This is a genomic window from Streptomyces sp. NPDC088915 (genome assembly GCF_044749825.1).
Lineage (GTDB): Bacteria > Actinomycetota > Actinomycetes > Streptomycetales > Streptomycetaceae > Streptomyces.
The window spans coordinates 202,219-222,525 of sequence record NZ_JBIVIR010000013.1 but is presented as its reverse complement, the minus strand read 5'-3'; the positions used below and the strand labels follow the sequence as shown (position 1 = coordinate 222,525).

13 protein-coding genes are annotated in these 20,307 nt (G+C 73.8%); 10 read left to right on the top strand and 3 right to left on the bottom strand.

Annotated elements, in window-relative coordinates:
• Positions 1-3: 3 nt before the first annotated feature.
• The 4 genes from dapF to hflX all read left to right on the top strand — a co-directional run bounded on the left by dapF (position 4) and on the right by hflX (position 6,742).
• Entirely contained in the window at positions 4-921 is a 918-nt protein-coding gene (dapF, locus tag ACIP5O_RS23845) for a diaminopimelate epimerase (RefSeq protein WP_401296472.1), read from the top strand.
• A gap of 137 nt (positions 922-1,058) precedes the next feature.
• Complete coding sequence (locus ACIP5O_RS23840; RefSeq protein ID WP_401296470.1) at positions 1,059-3,398, top strand: HD domain-containing protein; 2,340 nt, start codon at positions 1,059-1,061, stop codon at positions 3,396-3,398.
• Between the two features lie 153 nt (positions 3,399-3,551).
• Positions 3,552-5,063 carry a M1 family metallopeptidase gene (locus ACIP5O_RS23835; protein WP_401296468.1) on the top strand — a complete coding sequence of 504 codons (1,512 nt, stop codon included), beginning with the start codon at positions 3,552-3,554 and terminating at the stop codon, positions 5,061-5,063.
• A gap of 185 nt (positions 5,064-5,248) precedes the next feature.
• Positions 5,249-6,742, top strand: a complete 1,494-nt coding sequence (gene hflX, locus ACIP5O_RS23830; RefSeq protein WP_125667654.1) for a GTPase HflX — start codon at positions 5,249-5,251, stop codon at positions 6,740-6,742.
• Positions 6,743-6,821: 79 nt separating this feature from the next.
• Here hflX and ACIP5O_RS23825 read toward each other — a convergent pair whose 3' ends face one another.
• Together ACIP5O_RS23825 and ACIP5O_RS23820 are read right to left on the bottom strand one after the other, a co-directional pair.
• On the bottom strand, positions 6,822-8,003 hold the full coding sequence (locus tag ACIP5O_RS23825; protein WP_401296467.1) for a trypsin-like serine peptidase: 1,182 nt from the start codon (positions 8,001-8,003) through the stop codon (positions 6,822-6,824).
• Positions 8,004-8,138: 135 nt separating this feature from the next.
• Positions 8,139-9,314 (bottom strand): trypsin-like serine peptidase, encoded by a 1,176-nt coding sequence (locus ACIP5O_RS23820; RefSeq protein WP_401296465.1) that lies wholly within the window; start codon positions 9,312-9,314, stop codon positions 8,139-8,141.
• 569 nt (positions 9,315-9,883) lie between these two features.
• Here ACIP5O_RS23820 and ACIP5O_RS23815 point away from each other — a divergent pair.
• The 5 genes from ACIP5O_RS23815 (at position 9,884) to ACIP5O_RS23795 (ending at position 18,325) form a co-directional block, all read left to right on the top strand.
• A complete protein-coding gene (locus ACIP5O_RS23815) occupies positions 9,884-11,242 on the top strand; it encodes a diaminobutyrate--2-oxoglutarate transaminase family protein (RefSeq protein ID WP_401296557.1) in 1,359 nt (452 codons plus the stop codon).
• 41 nt (positions 11,243-11,283) lie between these two features.
• A complete protein-coding gene (locus ACIP5O_RS23810; protein WP_401296463.1) occupies positions 11,284-13,269 on the top strand; it encodes an IucA/IucC family protein in 1,986 nt (661 codons plus the stop codon).
• 86 nt (positions 13,270-13,355) lie between these two features.
• Entirely contained in the window at positions 13,356-14,243 is an 888-nt protein-coding gene (locus tag ACIP5O_RS23805) for a GNAT family N-acetyltransferase (protein WP_401296461.1), read from the top strand.
• A gap of 265 nt (positions 14,244-14,508) precedes the next feature.
• Complete coding sequence (locus tag ACIP5O_RS23800; RefSeq protein WP_401296555.1) at positions 14,509-16,290, top strand: IucA/IucC family protein; 1,782 nt, start codon at positions 14,509-14,511, stop codon at positions 16,288-16,290.
• A 37-nt stretch (positions 16,291-16,327) separates the two neighbouring features.
• Positions 16,328-18,325 carry an ATP-dependent DNA helicase gene (locus ACIP5O_RS23795; protein ID WP_401296459.1) on the top strand — a complete coding sequence of 666 codons (1,998 nt, stop codon included), beginning with the start codon at positions 16,328-16,330 and terminating at the stop codon, positions 18,323-18,325.
• Positions 18,326-18,417: 92 nt separating this feature from the next.
• On the opposite strand, the gene lexA is transcribed toward ACIP5O_RS23795, so the two are convergent.
• Positions 18,418-19,206 (bottom strand): transcriptional repressor LexA, encoded by a 789-nt coding sequence (gene lexA / locus ACIP5O_RS23790; RefSeq protein WP_356547164.1) that lies wholly within the window; start codon positions 19,204-19,206, stop codon positions 18,418-18,420.
• Between the two features lie 472 nt (positions 19,207-19,678).
• On the opposite strand from lexA, the gene nrdR reads away from it, so the two are divergent.
• Positions 19,679-20,188, top strand: coding sequence for a transcriptional regulator NrdR (gene nrdR / locus ACIP5O_RS23785; protein WP_383434977.1), 510 nt, complete (start codon positions 19,679-19,681; stop codon positions 20,186-20,188).
• Positions 20,189-20,307: the final 119 nt, after the last annotated feature.

Here is a 20,307-nt window from a genome sequence, read left to right as displayed (position 1 = left end):
CTCGTGACCAGCACGCAGACCTCCCCGCTCCGTTTCCTCAAGGGCCACGGCACCGAGAACGACTTCGTGATCGTCCCCGACGCGGAGAACGCCCTCGACCTGCCCCCCGCCCTCGTCGCCCGGCTCTGCGACCGGCGCGCCGGCGTCGGGGGCGACGGGCTGCTGCACGTCGTGCGCAGCGCCGCCCACCCCGAGGCCCGGCACCTGGCCGACGAGGCCGAGTGGTTCATGGACTACCGCAACGCCGACGGCTCGGTCGCCGAGATGTGCGGGAACGGGGTGCGGGTCTTCGCCCGCTACCTGGAGCACGCCGGACACGTCACCGCCGGCGAGGTGGCCGTCGCCACCCGGGGCGGGGTCAAGCACGTCCACCTCGACAAGGACGGCTCCGTCACCGTGGCCATGGGCCGCGCGGTCCTCCCCGAGGCCGGCGCCACGATCACCGTCGACGGCCGCAGCTGGCCCGCCCGCAACGTGAACATGGGCAACCCGCACGCGGTCGCCTTCGTCGAGGACCTCGACCACGCCGGGACCCTCTTCACCGAGCCCGCCCACGCACCCGCCTCCGTCTACCCGGACGGGGTCAACATCGAGTTCGTCGTCGACCGCGGCCCCCGCCACGTCGCCATGCGGGTCCACGAGCGCGGCGCCGCCGAGACCCGCTCCTGCGGCACGGGCGCGTGCGCCGTCGCCGTCGCCACCGCCCGCCGGGACGGCGCCGACCCCGCCGCGACCGGCACCCCCGTCACGTACACCGTCGACGTCCTCGGCGGGACCCTGGTCATCACCGAGCACCCCGACGGGCGGATCGACATGACCGGCCCGGCCGTCATCGTCGCCGAGGGCACCCTCGACCCCGCCTGGCTCGCCGAGGGCGCCGAGAACGCCGCAGACCCCGGAATCGAAACGGTCAGCGACTGAATTATCGCTCGAATGGGTGATCCGATTCACGCTGAGCGAGAGCGTGACTGCGCCGCGTGGTGGGGTCGGTAGCATCAAGCACCGGCCCCCGGGCACGCCTGGCCCGCCCACCGCCGGTCTGTCGCCGGAGGTGCCCCATGAGCGCAGAGGCCACCAACCCTGTGAGCGCGGCGGAGGACGCCGCCACCGACGTGACCGTCCGCAGGCGCGGACGCGCCCGCATCGACCTGCGCCGGCTCGGCCGCGCCGCCCTGCTGGGCGCCACCGCCGGACCGGCCCCCCGCGACCGGCTTCCCGATGCCATCGGCCACGTCGCCGAGGCGCACCGCGCCCACCATCCCGAGGCCGACCTGACGGTGCTGCGCCGGGCGTACGTCCTCGCCGAGTCCTCGCACCGCGGCCAGTTCCGCAAGAGCGGCGAGCCGTACATCACCCACCCGCTCGCGGTCACCCTCATCCTGGCCGAACTCGGCGCCGAGACCACCACCCTGACCGCCTCCCTCCTCCACGACACCGTCGAGGACACCGAGGTGACGCTCGATCAGGTGCGCCGGGAGTTCGGCGACGAGGTCGCCTACCTCGTCGACGGCGTCACCAAGGTCGAGAAGATCGACTACGGTGCCGCCGCCGAACCCGAGACCTTCCGCAAGATGCTCGTCGCCACCGGCAACGACGTCCGGGTCATGTCGATCAAACTCGCCGACCGCCTCCACAACATGCGCACCCTCGGCGTGATGCGCCCCGAGAAACAGGCCCGGATCGCCAGGGTCACCCGGGACGTCCTCATCCCGCTGGCTGAACGGCTCGGCGTCCAGGCCCTCAAGACCGAGCTGGAGGACCTCGTCTTCGCCATCCTCCACCCCGAGGAGTACGAGGCCACGCGCGCGCTCGTCGCCGGCAACCCGCACGCCCCCGACGCGCTCGGCGCCGTCGCGGAACAGGTCGACGCCGTCCTGCGCGAGGCGGGCATCGGCGCCGAGGTCCTCGTCAGGCCCCGGCACTTCGTCTCCGTCCACCGCGTCCGCCTCAAGCGCGGCGAACTGCGCGGCTGCGACTTCGGCCGGCTCCTCGTGCTCGTCGCCGAGGACGCCGACTGCTACGCGGTCCTCGGCGAGCTGCACACCTGCTTCACCCCGGTGATCTCCGAGTTCAAGGACTTCATCGCGGCGCCCAAGTTCAACCTGTACCAGTCCCTGCACACCGCCGTCGCCGCCCCCGACGGGGCCGTGGCCGAGGTCCTCATCCGGACCCACCGGATGCACAGGGTCGCGGAGGCCGGGGTCGTCGCCCTCGGCAACCCGCACGGGGGACAGGAGACGACGGAACAGCCCGAGGGCACGGCGCCCCCGACCGAGCGCCAGGGCATCCCCGCGTCCCCCACGACCTCCGCGTCGCCCGCGTCCCCCACGACCTCCGCGTCCCCCGCGACCTCCGCGTCCCCGGCGACCGAGGACGGCGAGCGCGTCGACCCCACCCGTCCCGGCTGGCTCTCCCGCCTCCTCGAATGGCAGCAGTCCGCCCCCGACCCCGACACCTTCTGGACCTCGCTGCGCGCCGACCTCGCCGAGGACGACGAGATCACCGTCTTCCGCGCCGACGGCGGCGCCCCCGGCACGATCAGCCTGCCCGCCGGCGCGAGCTGCGTCGACGCCGCCTACGCCCAGCACGGCGAGGCCGCCCACGCCTGTCTCGGCGCCCGCGTCAACGGGCGCCTCGCCCCGCTGAGCACCGTCCTGGGCGACGGCGACACCGTCCAGCTCCTGCTCGCCCAGGACCCCGTGTCCGGCCCGTCCCCGGAGTGGCTGGACCACGCCCGCACCCCCGCCGCCCGGATCGCCATCACCGGCTGGCTGCGGGACCACCCCGAGGGCGCCGCCCCCGCCGACCCCCGGCACCAGCCCGGACCCGGCGACCGACCCGGCGACCGGTCCGACGACCGACCCGACAACCGGCCCGGGACACGGCCCGAACCCCTCCCGGCCGCCGACCGCCGCTCCGGCGCCGAGCTCCACGCCGACCTGGACGGCGAACGGCCCGCCGCCGTCCGCCCGGCCGGGTGCTGCACCCCCGTACCCCCCGACGAGATCACCGGCTTCCGGGTGCGCGGCGGATCGGTCACCGTCCACCGCTCCGGCTGCGCCTCCGCCGACGCCATGCGCCGGGTCGGCCGCGCGCCCGTCGCCGTCCGCTGGGGCGACACCGCCCAGGGCAGGGTCACCCTCGTCGCCGAGTCCTTCGGCCGGCCCGGACTCCTCGCCGACCTCACCGAGGCCATCGCCACCGCCGGGGCCGCGGTCGTCTCCGCGACCGTCGAACCGCCCAGCGAGCAGCGTGTCCGCCACACGTACACCCTCCACCTCCCCGACGCGGCCGAGCTCCCCGCCCTCATGCGGGCCATGCGGGACGTGCCCGGGGTGTACGACGTGAGCCGCGCCCGCCACCGCGCGTCACCCCGCCCCCGCCCGCACCGGACGTGAGGGAACACGACCGTGACCGGGCGGACCCCTCCTGCGGACGGGCAGGTGACCCCCGGGGGTGAACCCCTTCGGGTGGCGGGCGGGCGAGCCGCCCCGGCGCGCGGCGAAAGCCCTGGTAGCCGTAGGGCCAACCCCCCGGAAAGGCCCTGGTCCATGCCGTTCGCCCGCTCCCCCGTGCCGTTCGACCGCACGCCCCTGCCCCGCGCCCGGTGGCTCCGCTCCGCCGCCCTGGTCGCCTCCTCGGCCGGGCTCCTCGCCGCCTCCCTGCCCGCCCCCGAGCCCCTCGGCATCGGCGACCCGCTCTTCCCGCACCTCGGCAACCCGGGCTACGACGTCCTCGCGTACACCCTCGACGTCGCCTACCCCGGCGTGAACACGAAGCCGCTCTCCGCCGTGACCCGGATCGACGCGCTCGCCACCGACGACCTGGAGCGGATCAACCTCGACTTCACCCACGGCGAGGTCTCCGCCGTCACCGTCGACGGCCGGCCCGCCGCGTACACCAGCCGCGGCGAGGACCTGGTCGTCACCCCCGCCGAGCCCGTCGACGCGGGCGAACCGGTCCGGATCACCGTCACCCACACCAGCGACCCCTCCGGCCCCGCCGACACCGGCGGCTGGGTCCGCACCGGCGACGGCCTCGCCATGGCCAACCAGGCCGACGCCGCCCACCGGGTCTTCCCGTCCAACGACCACCCGGCGGACAAGGCGTACTTCACCTTCCGGATCACCGTCCCCGACGGACTCACCGCCGTCGCCAACGGCCTGCCCGCCGGCCGCGTCCGCCACGGCTCCCACACCACCTGGACCTACCGCACCGGCCACCCCATGGCCACCGAGCTCGCCCAGATCTCCATCGGCCGCTCCACCGTCGTCCACCGCGCCGGCCCCCACGGGCTGCCCCTGCGGGACGTGGTCCCCACCGCCGACCGGGAGCTCCTGGAGCCCTGGCTCCGCAGGACGCCGGGACACGTGGAGTGGATGGAGCGGCAGGTCGGCCCGTACCCCTTCGAGACGTACGGCGTGCTCGTCGCCGACGCCGCCACCGGCTTCGAGCTGGAGACCCAGACCCTCTCGCTCTTCGAGCGCCGCCTCTTCACGGAGCCGGCCCTCCCCGAGTGGTACGTCGACTCGATCATGGTCCACGAGCTGGCCCACCAGTGGTTCGGCGACAGCGTCTCGCCCCGCAGCTGGTCCGACCTGTGGCTCAACGAGGGACACGCCAGCTGGTACGAGGCCCTGTACGCCGAGGAGACCGCCGACAGGCCCCTGGAGAAGCGCATGAAGGCCGCCTACGCCGCCTCCGACGGGTGGAGGGCGGCCGGCGGGCCCCCGGCGGCCCCCGAGCCGCCCTCGCCGGACCACAAGATCAGCCTCTTCCGGCCGATCGTCTACGACGGCAGCTCCCTCGTCCTCTACGCGCTCCGCCAGGAGATCGGCACCGACGCCTTCCGGCGCCTGGAGCGCGCCTGGGTCGCCCGGCACCGCGACGGGAACGCCACCACCGCCGACTTCGTCGCCCTGGCCGGCCGGACCGCCGACCGCGACCTCACCGGCTTCTTCCAAGGCTGGCTGTACGGGGAGAAGACCCCGCCCATGCCCGGGCACCCGGACTGGCGCAGCAACCCGGCCCGGAGCACGGGGAGCGCCCCGGGGCGCGGGTGACGGGCGCGGCGGGCGCCGGGAATCCCGGGTGACGGGCCCCGGCGGGTGCCGGGAAACCCGGGTGACGGGCCACGGCGGGGCGTGTCACCATCGTCCGGTCGGCGGCGCGGCCGGGTCCGGGAATCTTCCGGCGCCCGCGCGCGTTGTCATCGGCACACACTCTTTCTCTCAGACGTAAGGATCCAATGACCTCCTCTTCATCCCCTTCCCAGGACAACCAGAGCTTCGCGGAGACGAGCCGTACCGAGAGCCTTCGGGCCGATGCCCTGATGGAAGAGGACGTCGCCTGGAGCCACGAGATCGACGGAGAGCGGGACGGCGACCAGTTCGACCGCTCCGAGCGCGCGGCCCTGCGCCGCGTCGCCGGCCTCTCCACCGAGCTCGAGGACGTCACCGAGGTCGAGTACCGCCAGCTGCGCCTGGAGCGCGTCGTGCTGGTCGGCGTCTGGACCTCGGGGACCGTGCAGGACGCGGAGAACTCCCTCGCGGAGCTCGCGGCCCTCGCCGAGACGGCGGGCGCCCTCGTGCTCGACGGCGTGATCCAGCGCCGCGACAAGCCGGACCCGGCCACCTTCATCGGCTCGGGCAAGGCGCGCGAGCTGCGGGACATCGTGGTCGAGACCGGCGCCGACACCGTCGTCTGCGACGGCGAGCTCAGCCCCGGCCAGCTCATCGCCCTCGAAGACGTCGTCAAGGTGAAGGTGGTCGACCGGACCGCCCTCATCCTCGACATCTTCGCCCAGCACGCCAAGTCCCGAGAGGGCAAGGCGCAGGTCGCGCTCGCGCAGATGCAGTACATGCTGCCGCGGCTGCGCGGCTGGGGCCAGTCGCTCTCCCGGCAGATGGGCGGCGGCGGCGGTGGCGGCATGGCGACCCGTGGTCCCGGTGAGACCAAGATCGAGACCGACCGGCGCCGCATCCGCGAGAAGATGGCGAAGATGCGCCGGGAGATCGCCGAGATGAAGACCGGCCGCGACGTCAAGCGGCAGGAGCGGCGCAGGAACAACGTGCCGTCGGTCGCCATCGCCGGATACACCAACGCCGGCAAGTCCTCCCTGCTCAACCGGCTCACGGGCGCGGGCGTCCTCGTGGAGAACGCGCTGTTCGCCACGCTCGACCCGACCGTCCGCCGGGCCGAGACGCCCACCGGCCGGGTCTACACCCTGGCCGACACCGTCGGCTTCGTCCGGCACCTGCCGCACCACCTGGTCGAGGCGTTCCGCTCCACCATGGAGGAGGTCGGCGACTCCGACCTCATCCTGCACGTGGTGGACGGCTCGCACCCCGCCCCGGAGGAGCAGCTGGCCGCCGTGCGCGAGGTCTTCCGGGACGTCGGCGCGGTGGACGTGCCGGAGATCGTCGTCGTCAACAAGGCGGACGCGGCGGACCCGCTGGTCCTCCAGCGACTGCTGCGCATGGAGAAGCACTCCATCGCGGTCTCGGCCCGCTCGGGTCAGGGCATCGACGAGCTGCTCGCGCTCATCGACGCCGAGCTGCCGCGGCCGAAGGTCGAGATCGAGGCCCTCGTGCCGTACACGCAGGGCGGTCTGGTCTCGCGGGTGCACGCCGAGGGCGAGCTGGAGTCCGAGGAGCACACCCCCGAGGGCACCCTGCTCAAGGCCAGGGTGCACGAGGAACTGGCGGCGCTCCTGGCGCCGTTCGTGCCCGCCGCGCACTGACCCCGCCGCACGCGCCGAAGGCGCCGGTCCCCTCCCGCGCGGGAGGGGACCGGCGCCTTCGGCCGTTCCGCGGTGCGGGTCAGCGGGCGTACTTCTTGCTGACCGCCTCGTGGACCGCCTTGGCGCCGCTGCCCAGTTGCGGTCCGGCGAGCCAGCCGTTGCTGCCGGCCGGGCCGATCGAGGTGTTCGACACCAGCGCCGTCCTCCCGTTCGGCAGCACCCGGAACCAGCCGCCGCCGGACGAACCCGCGGTCATCGTGCAGCCGATCCGGTACATCACGGGGGTCGCGGGCGCCGTGGTGAGCCGCGTGGCCCGGTCCAGGCACTTGTGCATGATCACGCCGTCGTACGGGGCGGCCTGCGGGTATCCCCAGGCGCCGATCGTCCCGGCCCGCGCGGGCGCCGGGGCGGAGAAGTCCACCGGCAGGGCGGCGCCGACGGTCTCCTCCAGGGACTTGCCGCCCCGCTGCGGCTTCACGTGCAGCACGGCGTAGTCGTACGGCCAGGCCTGTTCGGTGCCGCCGGACCTGATCCACTCGCCGGAGGTCACGGCCCAGTCGGCCCAGTACTGGCCGTACGGGTACACCTCGTGCGGCTGTGCGCCGTTCAGCGCGGCGGGGGACCTGCCCAGGTCGTTGAAGGCCGGCACGAAGGTGATGTTGCGGTACCAGCCGCCCTTCCCGCCCGCGTGGACGCAGTGGCCGGCCGTCCAGACCAGGTTCGACTTCCCGGGCCGGCGGGGGTCCTTCACGATGGTGCCGGAGCAGACCATGTGGCCCTGCGGCGCGTCGAAGAAGATCTTGCCGACCGGGGCCGCGTTGCGGTGGTACGGCGTCTTCTCGCGCTGCGCCCGCACGGGCCGGGGCGCCGGGTCGGTGCCGCCGGTGCCGGCCTGCGCCGTGATCGACTGGTCCGGGCTCTTCGCGGACCGCATGCGCGCCGGGTCCCAGAGCCCCTCGATCACCGGGTTGACGAAGTCCTCGGCCTCACGCAGCCAGGTCTCCTTGTCCCAGTTCTTCCACTCGCCGTCCTTCCACTTGTCCGGGTCGACGCCGTGCTTCCTGAGCTTGTCGGCGAGATCCTCGGTGAGGCCGGAGCCGCCGTCTCCGCCGTCTCCGCCGTCGGACGCGGGTGCGGAGCCGCTCGCCCCGGCGGCCGGCTCGTCGGCGGCCGGGGTCTCGGTGGGCCCGCAGGCCGTGGCGGTCAGCGCGAGCGCCGTGACCAGGCCGAGGGCGGCGGGTATCAGTCGTACGGAGCGCATGTGGTGAGTTCCCCCTGAGGTGTGTCCCGCCGGGACGTGTCCCGTGCCGGGGCCGGCCGGGGTCCGGCGCGGCCCGCGGGACGGGTGCGACATGGGTGGAGGCGGGACCCCGGGGGTCCCGCCTCCGTGCCGGACCTACCGGCCGGCGTACTTCTTGCTGACCTCGTCGAAGATGCCCTTGGCCTCCGGGCCGAGGCGCGGCCCCGCGAGCCAGCCAGCCGTCGACGGGCCGATCGAGGTGTTCGACACCAGCGCCGGCTTGCCGTCGCTGCCCTCGGCCACCCAGCCGCCGCCCGACGAACCGCCGGTCATCGTGCAGCCGATCCGGTACATCGTCGGCTGGTCCGCCTTCAGGGACAGCCGGCCCGGCTTGTCCTGGCACTGGAACATCTTCTGGCCGTCGAACGGCGCCGCCGCCGGGTAGCCGGTCGCCGTCAGGCTCGCGACCCTCGGCACGGCGGGCGCGTTGAACTCCACCGGCAGCGCCGAACCGACCGTCTCCTCCAGGGACTTGGCGGGGGAGCCCTTCTCCGGGGTCACCTTGATGACCGCGAAGTCGTAGGGAGCGCCCGCGCCGCCCGTGCTCGCGCCCTCGGCGATCCACCGGTCGGAGGTCTTGACCCACTCCGCCCACCACACGCCGTACGGGGCGATCTGCTCTCGCGTCGCCTTCTCCAGGTCGGAGGTCGCCAGCGCCGAGTCGTTGTACGAGGGCACGAAGGCGATGTTGCGGTACCAGCCGCCCTTCTTCCCCTTGTGCACGCAGTGACCGGCCGTCCAGACCATGTTGGACTCGCCCGGGTGCGCCGGGTCCTTCACGACCGTGGCCGAGCAGACCATGGAGCCCTCGGGGCCGTCGAAGAAGACCTTGCCGGACTCGGGGGCGTTGTCGTGGTACTTCGCGTCCACGGCCTTCGCCCGCACCGGGTCCGGAGCCGGGTCGGTGACGCCCTTGTCGCCGGAGATGTCCTCCTCCTCGACCGGCTTGTCGGGGCGCTCGGCCTCCCGCATCCGGTCCGGGTCCCAGAGGTCCTCGATGATCGGGTTGACGAAGTCCTTGGCCTCACGCAGCCACTTGTCGCGGTCCCAGTTCTTCCACTCGCCGTCGCGCCACTTGTCGAGGTCGATCCCGTGTTCCTTCAGGCGGTCCTTCAGGTCCTCCGGAATCTTGATCTTCTCGGCCGGGCCCGGGCTCGTGGGGGCGCTGGGCTTGTCCCCCGCGTTCTCCTCGCTCGGCCCGCAGGACGTAACGGTGAGCGTCAGCACCGCGACGGCGGAGGCCGCCGTCAGCAACGGACGAATCGGTCGCATCTCGTGATCCCCCTGGGACTACGTCAACTTGTTCTGCTCGTTCAGCTTGTTCTGCTCGTGCACGAGCCTGCTCGTGAGCCCGTTCATGGGCTTGCTCGTGGGCGGGCAGTGGCCGGATCCTGGCGGACCGCGGCCGACGGCCTCCACTATGCCGGTGCCGGAGGGGACGGTACGCGCCCCACCGGTGGTTCCGGGCACCGTTCGGCCGTTGCCGTGCCGTGATCCGGGACACGCCAAGAACTTGCCTCCGGCCCGTGATCCCGGGGAGTTCCCGTCGTTGGTACGTACGGGGGACACAACGGAGGCGCCCGGCACGGCCCTTGCGGCCGCTCCACGACGTCCCGATGTGCAACGCAACTGTTACAGCGGGAGGACACCGAGCCGTGGCCGTGACCGAATCAGCTCCGGCCGTCCCGGCGGAGCCGCACGCCCCGCCGACCCCGACGGCCGCGTCGAGCGAACCGGATGAACGGGTCGAAAGCCCCGAAGGGCATGAAAAGGGGCAGGCGTCCGGATCGGGCCAGGCGTCCCCGTCGGGGCGGACCGTCCGGGGGACCGGGTACGAGGGGATCCTGCGCCGCCAGTCCCTGCGCGAGTCCGCCGCCCGCACCTACGCCCGCTCCCTGCCGATCGTGCCCGTGCGTGCCCGGGGGCTGACCATCGAGGGCGCCGACGGCCGCCGCTACCTGGACTGCCTCTCCGGCGCCGGGACGCTCGCGCTCGGCCACAACCACCCCGTGGTCCTCGAAGCCGTCAAGAAGGTCCTCGACTCGGGCGCCCCGCTCCACGTCCTCGACCTCGCCACCCCCGTCAAGGACGCCTTCACCTCCGAACTGTTCGCCACCCTCCCGGGCGAACTCGCCGACGACGCCCGCGTCCAGTTCTGCGGACCGGCCGGCACCGACGCCGTCGAGGCCGCCCTCAAGCTCGTCCGCACCGCCACCGGTCGCGACGGCCTCCTCGCCTTCACCGGCGCCTACCACGGCATGACCGCCGGAGCCCTCGCCGCCTCCGGCGGAGCCCCCGACGTCCGCGTGACCCGGCTGCCCTACCCGCACCCGTACCGCTGCCCCTTCGGCGTCGGCGGCGAACGCGGCGCGGAACTCTCCGCCCGCTGGACCGAGAGCCTCCTCGACGACCCCAAGAGCGGCGTCACCACCCCCGCCGGAATGATCGTCGAGGCCGTCCAGGGCGAGGGCGGCGTCATCCCCGCCCCCGACGACTGGATGCGCCGGATGCGCCGCGTCACCGCCGACCGCGGCATCCCCCTCGTCGTCGACGAGGTCCAGACCGGAGTCGGCCGCACCGGCGCCTTCTGGGCCGTCGAACACAGCGGCGTCGTACCCGACGTGATGGTCCTCTCCAAGGCCATCGGCGGCTCCCTCCCGCTCGCCGTCGTCGTCTACCGCTCCGCGCTCGACGCCTGGGAACCCGGCGCCCACGCCGGCACCTTCCGCGGCAACCAGCTCGCCATGGCCGCCGGCACGGCCACCCTCGCGTACGTCCGCGAGAACCGGCTCGCCGAACGGGCCGGCACCCTCGGCGCCCGGATGCTCGGGCAGCTCCAGGGCCTCGCCGCGGCCCACCCGTGCGTCGGCGACGTCCGCGGCCGCGGCCTGATGATCGGAGTCGAGCTCGTCGACCCCGACGCGGCCGGACCGGACGACGCCGTCCCGCCCGCCGCCCCCGCCCTGGCCCTCGCCGTCCAGCAGGAGTGCCTGGCCCGGGGGCTCATCGTCGAACTCGGCGGCCGCCACTCCGCGGTGGTCCGGCTCCTGCCGCCGCTCACCCTCACCGACGAGCAGGCCACCGCCGTCCTGGACCGCTTCGCCGACGCCCTCGCCGCCGCCGAACGGACCCGCGCCCCCCACTCGCCCCCCTCCCGCCGGGCCCCCGCACCCACGCCCGCCCCCGTGCCGTCCCACTGACCCTCGGACCGCGCCCCCGGCCCCACCCCCCAAGGAAGCCCGTGAACGCCACGCCCACCTCCCCGGCGCCCACCACCGCCCCCCTCCTCACCACCGAGCCCCTCGGAACCGGAACCTTCACCCCCGGGGCGCCCGGCTCCGAACACGCCGGTCCCGAGCGTCCCGGCTCCGAGCATGCCGGTCCCGAGCGTCCCGGCTCCGAGCACTCCGGCTCCGAGTGCCGCGGTTCCGGGCGGCCCGACTCCGGCGACCCCACCGTCCCGCGCCAGCACCTCGGACCGCTCGACCCCCGGTCCTCCCGGTCCGCCGCCGACCCCCTGGACGACCCCGACCCGGAGCGCGCCGCCGACGCGGCCGCGGTCGAGAACCTCCTGCGCTGCTGGGTCCGGGAGAAGAACCTCCCCGCCCCCGACTCCGCCACCCTGCGCATCCCCCTCGACGCCAGCGGCACCGCCCTCCTCGTCCCCGTCCCCTACTGGTCGCCCACCGGCTGGCACCGCTTCGGCGCCCCCGTCCTCGAAGGGCTCCCCTCCTCGGCGCCGTCCGTCGACGCCGTCACCGTCGCCGCCCTCCTCAGCCGGGAGACCGGCCGCCCCGAGGGCACCGAACTCGTCGGCCGGGTCGCCGACTCCGCCCGCCGCACCGCCGACTTCATCGCCGCGCGCCGCCACCGGCCCCAGCCGCACCCGGACGCCGACCTGTTCCTCGCCGCCGAACAGTCCCTCCTGCTCGGCCACCCCCTCCACCCCACCCCCAAGAGCCGGGAAGGCCTCACCGAGGCCGAGAGCCGCCTCTACTCACCCGAACTGCACGGCGCCTTCCCCCTCCACTGGTTCGCCGTCGACACCTCCCTCCTGGCCTCCGACTCCGCCTGGACCGAACAGGGCCGACCCGTCACCGCCGAGCAGCTCGCCCTCGGCCTCGCGGAGGGACTCGTCGTCCCCGCCGGCACCGCCCCCCTGCCCCTCCACCCCTGGCAGGCCCGCGAACTCCGCCACCGCCCCGACGTCCGCGCCCTGCTCGACGGCGGCCTCCTCCACGACCTCGGCCCCCACGGCGCCCCCTGGCACCCCACCTCCTCCATCCGCACCGTGCACCGCCCCGGCACCCCGGCCATGCTCAAGCTCTCCCTCGGCCTGCGCATCACCAACTCCCGCCGCGAGAACCTCCGCAAGGAACTCCACCGCGGCGTCGAGGTCCACCGACTGCTCCGGACCGGCCTCGTCGACGAGTGGCAGGCCGCCCACCCGGGCTTCGACATCGTCCGCGACCCCGCCTGGCTGGCCGTCGACACCCCGGACGGCACCCCCGTCCCCGGCCTCGACGTCATGATCCGCCACAACCCCTTCGGCCCCGGCGACGACGCCGTCTGCATCGCCGCCCTCACCGCCCCCCGCCCCTGGCCCGGAGCCACCGCCATGCGCTCCCGGCTCGCCGACGTCATCGGCCGGCTCTCCGCCCGCACCGGCCGCCCCACCGCCGCCGTGGCCGCCGAGTGGTTCCTCCGCTACCTCGACCACGTCGTCCGCCCCGTCCTCTGGCTCGACGGACACGCCGGCATCGCCCTGGAGGCCCACCAGCAGAACACCCTGGTGCTCCTGGACCCGGACGGCTGGCCGGTCGGCGGCCGCTACCGCGACAACCAGGGCTACTACTTCCGCGAGTCCCGCCGCAGCGAGCTGGAGAGCCGCCTCCCCGGCATCGGCGCCCACAGCGACACCTTCGTCTCCGACCAGGTCACCGACGAGCGCTTCGCCTACTACCTCGGCATCAACAACGTCTTCGGCCTGATCGGCGCCTTCGGCGCCCAGCGCCTCGCCGACGAGCGCGTCCTGCTCGCCGCCCTCCGCAGCTTCCTCACCTCCGCCACCGGTCTGGGCTCGCCCCTCCCGCACCGGCTCCTGGAAGCCGCGACCCTGCGCAGCAAGGCCAACCTCCTCACCCGCCTGCACGGCCTGGACGAACTCGTCGGCCCGGTCGACACCCAGTCCGTCTACGTCACCGTCACCAACCCCCTCCGCACCTGACCGCTCCTCCACCCCCGATCCCCGTCGACGCCCCCACGCCCCACGCCCTCGCGTCCCGACCGCACCGCCGAGAGGAGAGCGACACCGTGTCACCCACCCGCCCCCCGGCCGACCCACCGGGGGACGACACCCTCGACCTGAGGGTCGACGACCTCGTCGCCCTCCTCACCCGGGGAGCGCCGCCGCAGCCCCCGGCCGGCGACACCCCCACCGGCGATGCCCCCGCCACCGCCACCCCCGCCACCCCGGTCACCGGCACTCCGGCCGGTGACACTTCCACCGGCGGCATCCCGGCCTCCGGCATCCCGGCCACCGGCATCCCGGCCTCCGGCATCCCGGCCACCGGCACCCCGCCCGGCGCCCTCTTCCGCGGTGGCCGTCCGCACCGCGAGCTTCTCGACGGCGACCTGCTCGACTCCGTCGCCTCCTGGGGGCCCACCACCACCCCGGTCGGTTCCTTCCGGCTCGTCCCCGTCCATCCCGAACGGGACCTGCCGCTCCTCACCCGGTGGATGAACGACCCCGCCGTCGCCGCCTTCTGGGAGCTCGCCGGACCCGAGACCGTGACCGCCGACCACCTCCGCGCCCAACTGGAGGGCGACGGCCGGAGCGTCCCCTGCCTCGGCCGGCTCGACGGCACGCCCATGAGCTACTTCGAGATCTACCGCGCCGACCTCGACCCGCTCGCCCGGCACTATCCGGCACGCCCCCACGACACGGGCGTCCACCTGCTGATCGGAGGCACCACCGACCGGGGCCGGGGCGTCGGCACCACGCTCCTGAGGACCGTCGCCGACCTGATCCTCGACCACCGTCCCCGGTGCGCCCGGGTCGTCGCCGAACCCGACCTCCGCAACACCCCCTCCGTCTCGGCCTTCCTCGGCGGCGGCTTCCGCTACGCGGCGGAAATCGACCTTCCCGACAAGAGGGCCGCCCTCATGATCCGTGACCGCGCCCTGCGGCACGTCCTCTGAACAACCACCTCCCTTGCGTACACCGCTCGTCCCACAGCGGTCCCCACCCCGAGGAGTCCTCGTGTCGACATCCCCTGCACCCCACGACTCCGCACCACCCACCCCTTCCGTCCCCGCCCCTGCCCCCACCTCCGTCCCGGCTCCCGCCTCCGCACCCGACACCCTGCCCCCCGCACCCGGCACCCCGATCCGCGTGCCCGTCGGCACCCCGGCTCCCGCGCCCGGCGCCCCGGACCCCGCACCCGAACCGCTCGCGCCTCCCGAGCTGCTCGCACCCCCCGAGCTGAACGCCGCCGCCTGGACCCGTGCCTCCTCCCGTCTCCTCGCCAAGCTCCTCGCCGAGTTCGCGTACGAGGAGGTACTCGAACCCGTCCCCGTCGAGGACGGGGAGAGGAGCGGGGACGAGGACGGTGCCCCCGACCGTCACGCGCTGCGGCTGGACGACGGCACCACGCTCACCTTCCGCGCCCGCCGCGGCGCCTACGGGAGCTGGCGCGTCGCCCCCGACTCGATCGCCCACGAGGGCCGGCCCCTGACCGACCCCTTCGACCTCCTGGTCCGCGCCCGAGGTCTCCTCCGGCTCGACGGCGCCACCCTCGGCCACCTCATCCGCGAACTCTCCGCCACCCTCGCCGCCGACACCCGCCTCGACCACACGGCCCTCACCGCGAACGAGCTGGCCGACCTCTCCTACGCGGAGCTCGAAGGCCACCAGACCGGCCACCCCTGGCTCGTCCTCAACAAGGGCCGCATCGGCTTCTCCGCCTCCGACACCGCCCGCTGGGCCCCCGAGGCGCGCCGCCCCACCCGGCTGCCGTGGATCGCCGTCAGCAAACGCCTCGCCGCCTACCGGGGCGTCCCCGGCCTCGACACCCCCGACCTCCTCTATGCCCGGGAACTCGACCCCGAGGTCCGCGCCGCCTTCCGCACGGCCCTCACCGCCCGCGGCCACGCACCCGACGACCACCTCCTGCTCCCCGTCCACCCCTGGCAGTGGGACGAGATCCTGCTCCCGCTCTACGCACCGGCCGTCGCCGCCGGAGACATCGTCCCCCTCCCCACCGACGGCGACCTCCGTCTGCCGCAGCAGTCCGTCCGCACCTTCCTCAACACCAGCCGCCCCGACCGGCACACCGTGAAGCTCCCCCTTTCGGTGCTCAACACCCTCGTCTGGCGCGGACTGCCCACCGAGCGCACCCTCGCCGCCCCCGCCGTGACCGCCTGGGTCCACGGGCTGCGCGACGCCGACCCGTTCCTGCGGGACGAGTGCCGGGTGATCCTCCTCGGGGAGGTGGCCTCCGTCACCGTCGAGCACCCGCTGTACGACCGGCTGCCCGAAGTCCCGTACCAGTACAAGGAACTGCTCGGCGCGATCTGGCGCGAGCCCCTGGAGCTGCCGCCGGGCGAGCGGGCCCGCACCCTCGCCGCCCTCCTCCACACGGACCCGGCCGGCCGGGCCTTCGTCGCCGAACTCGTCGAGCGCTCGGGACTCGCACCCGCCGACTGGCTCCAGCACCTCTTCACCGCTCTGCTCCCTCCCCTGCTGCACTTCCTCTACCGCTACGGCACGGTCTTCTCGCCCCACGGCGAGAACGCCATCGTCGTGTACGACACCGACGACGTCCCCGTGCGCCTGGCGATCAAGGACTTCGTGGACGATGTGAACATCAGTGCCCACCCGCTTCCCGAACACGCCACCCTTCCGGACGACGTCCGTGGCGTCCTGTTGACGGAGGAGCCCGGTTTCCTGACCCAGTTCATCCACTCGGGGCTCTTCGTCGGCGTCTTCCGCTACCTGGCGCCGCTCTGCGAAGAGCAACTCGGGGTTCCCGAGCGGGACTTCTGGGCCCTCGTCCGCGCCGAGATCCTGCGCCACCAGGCGCGCTTCCCGGAGCTCAAGGAGCGCTTCGAGCTCTTCGACCTCCTCACCCCCCGCATCGAGCGGCTCTGCCTCAACCGCAACCGTCTGCACCTGGACGGCTACCGGGACCGGTCCGAGCGCCCCCACGCGGCCGTCCACGGGACCGTTCCCAACCCGCTCGCGTGACCAGGCTGTCAGTACCGCCCCGTAGGGTGGGAGGGCTATGACGAAGCCATCCCTCCCCGACCTCCTGCATGCCGCCGTGTCCGCCGTCGGCGGCACGGAGCGGCCCGGCCAGGTCGCCATGGCCGAGGCCGTGGCCGAGGCCATCGACGAAAACTCCCACCTCCTCGTCCAGGCCGGCACCGGCACCGGCAAGTCGCTCGGCTACCTCGTGCCGGCGCTGGCCCAGGGGGAGCGGGTGGTGGTGGCCACGGCCACCCTGGCGCTGCAGCGCCAGCTCGTCGAGCGCGACCTCCCCCGGACGGTCGACGCGCTGCACCCGCAGCTGCGCCGGCGCGCCCAGTTCGCCATGCTCAAGGGCCGGTCGAACTACCTCTGCCTGCACCGCCTCCACGAAGGGGTGCCGCAGGACGAGGAGGAGGGGCTCTTCGACCCCTTCGAGGCAGCCGCGCCCACCAGCAAGCTGGGCCAGGACCTGATGCGCCTGCGGGACTGGTCGGACGAGACGGAGACCGGCGACCGGGACGACCTGACGCCGGGCGTCTCCGACCGGGCCTGGTCCCAGGTCTCGGTCTCCTCCCGGGAGTGCCTCGGCGCGAGCAAGTGCGCGTACGGGGCGGAGTGCTTCGCCGAGGCGGCCCGTGAGCGCGCCAAGCTCGCCGACGTCGTCGTCACCAACCACGCGCTGCTCGCCATCGACGCCATCGAGGGCGCCCCGGTGCTCCCGCAGCACGAGGTGCTGATCGTCGACGAGGCCCACGAGCTGGTCTCCCGCGTGACCGGCGTCGCCACCGGGGAGCTCACCCCCGGCCAGGTCAACCGCGCGGTGCGCCGGGCCGCGAAGCTCGTGGACGAGAAGGTCGCCGACCAGCTCCAGACCGCCGCCGAGGGCTTCGAGCGGGTCATGGAGCTGGCGCTGCCGGGCCGCCTGGAGGAGATCCCGGAGGACCTCGCGTACGCCCTGATGGCGCTGCGGGACGCGGCCCGAGCCGTGATCACGGCCCTGGGCTCGACCCGCGACCGGTCCGTTCAGGACGAGGACGCCGTGCGCAAGCAGGCCATGGCCTCGGTGGAGACCGTCCACGGCGTCGCGGAGCGGATCACGCAGGGGTCCGAGTACGACGTCGTCTGGTACGAGCGGCATGAGCCCCGCGGCGGAGCCGCATATCGACACAGCGGTGCCTCGCTGCGGGTGGCGCCGCTCACCGTCTCCGGTCTGCTCCGGGAGAAGCTGTTCACCGAGCGGTCCGTGGTGCTCGCCTCGGCCACGCTCAAGCTGGGCGGCGACTTCAACGGCGTCGGGGCCTCGCTCGGCCTCGCCCCCGAGGGCATCGCCGGTGACGACCTGCCCGTCTGGAAGGGTCTCGACGTCGGCTCGCCGTTCGACTACCCCCGGCAGGGCATCCTGTACGTCGCCAAGCACCTCTCCCGCCCCGCGCGCGACGGGGACCGGGGCGACATGCTCGACGAGCTGACCGAGCTGATGCAGGCGGCCGGCGGGCGGACCCTGGGCCTCTTCTCCTCCATGCGCGCGGCGCAGCAGGCGGCGGAGGAGCTGCGGACCCGGGTGCCGGAGTTGCCGATCCTGCTCCAGGGCGAGGACACCCTGGGCGAGCTGATCAAGAACTTCGCCGCCGACCCGAAGACCTGTCTCTTCGGCACGCTGTCGCTCTGGCAGGGCGTGGACGTCCCGGGCCCGAGCTGCCAGCTGGTCGTCATGGACAAGATCCCGTTCCCGCGCCCGGACGACCCGCTGATGAGCGCGCGGCAGAAGGCCGTCGAGGAGGCCGGGGGCAACGGCTTCATGGCGGTCGCGGCGACCCACGCGGCCCTGCTGATGGCCCAGGGCGCGGGCCGTCTCGTGCGGGCCACCGGCGACCGGGGCGTCGTGGCGGTCCTCGATCCCCGGCTCGCCACGGCCCGTTACGGCAGCTACCTCAAGGCCTCGCTGCCCGACTTCTGGTACACCACCGACCGCAACCAGGTGCGGAAGTCGCTCGCGGCCATCGACGCCGCCTCGAAGGCGGCGAGCGTCTGAGACCGGGCCCGTGGGAAAACGGGCCCGGACACGGCAGGGCCCCGGAACCGGCGCAGGGGTTCCGGGGCCCGGTCAGAGCCGACGGCGTGCGGTCACACCCGTCGCAGCACCGCCACGACCTTGCCGAGGATGGTGGCCTCGTCGCCGGGGATGGGCTGGTACGCGGCGTTGTGCGGCAGCAGCCAGACGTGGCCGTCCTCGCGCTTGAAGCGCTTGACCGTGGCCTCGCCGTCCAGCATCGCGGCGACGATGTCGCCGTTCTCCGCGACGGGCTGGCGGCGGACGGTGACCCAGTCGCCGTCACAGATGGCGGCCTCGATCATCGAGTCGCCGACGACCTTCAGGACGAACAGCTCGCCGTCGCCGACCAGCTGCCGGGGGAGGGGGAAGACGTCCTCGACGGATTCCTCGGCCAGGATCGGGCCGCCGGCGGCGATGCGGCCGACCAGCGGGACGTACGACGCGGCGGGCTTGCCAGTGGTGTCCGTGGGCTGGGTGCTCGGCTGGTCGGAGCCGCGGACCTCGTACGCCCGGGGGCGGTGCGGGTCGCGGCGGAGGAAGCCCTTGCGCTCCAGCGCCATGAGCTGGTGCGCCACGGAGGAGGTGCTGGAGAGGCCCACCGCCTGCCCGATCTCGCGCATCGACGGCGGGTAGCCGCGCCGCTGGACCGAGTCGCGGATGACCTCGATGACCCGGCGCTGCCGGTCGGTGAGGCCGGAGCTGTCGGCCCGGATGCCGGGAGGTCGCCCGGGGAGGGCGCGGGCGGGGCGCCCGGGCTCCTCGCCGTTCATGGTTACGTCACTCATGGCGTGCACCGCCTCGAGTCGGCCCTGGGAGCGGTCCTGGGCGGTGATGGTGGCACTGTCTGCGGTGGTGGTCACGTCGTCGGCCCCTCTCGAATGGTCTCCCTGGCTGGCACAACGGTAGTAGCTTTCGAAAGGTTGCGCCAAACACACGTTCGAGTGAAAATTCGCGAATTGCCTTACGTCCGTATGGGGTGAGGTGTATGCGCACAGCCGCTCGGAGGCACCGCGCCGCCGCCCCGAATCGGGCCTTCCGGTAGCCTTCGCCGCTGGGTCGTGATCACCCGCGGTCGCCCTTGGTCGGTCGGCGGTCCCCTCAGTGTCACACCCGCCGGGGCGGAATCCCGGGAGCGGGCGCGCCGCGACACGCGGAAGGCCCGGAAAGCGCCCCCGACCCAAGATCTAGTGGTTGGATGTCACCGGCCGCCCAGGGGTAGTGGTCCCGGTCTGCCGGGGGTGCTCGCATCACCTATGCTGGTGGTCGCTTCGCAGGGCCTTGACGGGTCGCGCGAGGCTTGTCAGTCGTGCCGTGAGGGAGGCTCTGGAACCAATGCACTGCCCCTTCTGCAGGCACCCCGACAGCCGCGTCGTCGACAGTCGCACCACCGACGACGGGACGTCCATCCGACGCCGTCGCCAGTGTCCCGACTGCTCCCGTCGTTTCACGACGGTGGAGACCTGCTCGCTCATGGTGGTGAAGCGTTCCGGCGTCACCGAGCCCTTCAGCCGCACCAAGGTCATCTCCGGCGTGCGCAAGGCGTGCCAGGGGCGGCCGGTCACCGAGGACGCCCTCGCCAAGCTCGGCCAGCGGGTCGAGGAGGCGGTGCGCGCCACCGGCAGCGCCGAGCTGACCACCCACGACGTGGGCCTGGCCATCCTCGGCCCCCTGCGGGAACTCGACCTCGTCGCGTACCTGCGCTTCGCGTCCGTCTACAAGGCCTTCGACAGCCTGGAGGACTTCGAGGCCGCCATCGCGGAGCTCCGCGTGCGGCCCCCCGTCGAGAACCCCGGGACCGGCGCGACCCCAGAGGTCCCCGTTCCCGCCACCGCCGCCGACTGACCGGCGGTCCGGGCCGCCCCGCGGCCCGGTGCGACCGGCCGCCGTCGCGCGGCCCGGCAGACGTGCCCCGAACGGCCCCGTGGCCCTCGTGGCAGCAGTACTGAACGACGTACAGAAGA

Coding starts and splice junctions, on each gene's coding strand:
- ACIP5O_RS23840 (WP_401296470.1), top strand. CDS start 1,059: ATGAGCGCAGAGGCCACCAACCCTGTGAGCGCGGCGGAGGACGCCGCC.
- ACIP5O_RS23835 (WP_401296468.1), top strand. CDS start 3,552: ATGCCGTTCGCCCGCTCCCCCGTGCCGTTCGACCGCACGCCCCTGCCC.
- nrdR (WP_383434977.1), top strand. CDS start 19,679: ATGCACTGCCCCTTCTGCAGGCACCCCGACAGCCGCGTCGTCGACAGT.
- ACIP5O_RS23825 (WP_401296467.1), bottom strand. CDS start 8,003: ATGCGCTCCGTACGACTGATACCCGCCGCCCTCGGCCTGGTCACGGCG.
- hflX (WP_125667654.1), top strand. CDS start 5,249: ATGACCTCCTCTTCATCCCCTTCCCAGGACAACCAGAGCTTCGCGGAG.
- ACIP5O_RS23820 (WP_401296465.1), bottom strand. CDS start 9,314: ATGCGACCGATTCGTCCGTTGCTGACGGCGGCCTCCGCCGTCGCGGTG.
- ACIP5O_RS23795 (WP_401296459.1), top strand. CDS start 16,328: ATGACGAAGCCATCCCTCCCCGACCTCCTGCATGCCGCCGTGTCCGCC.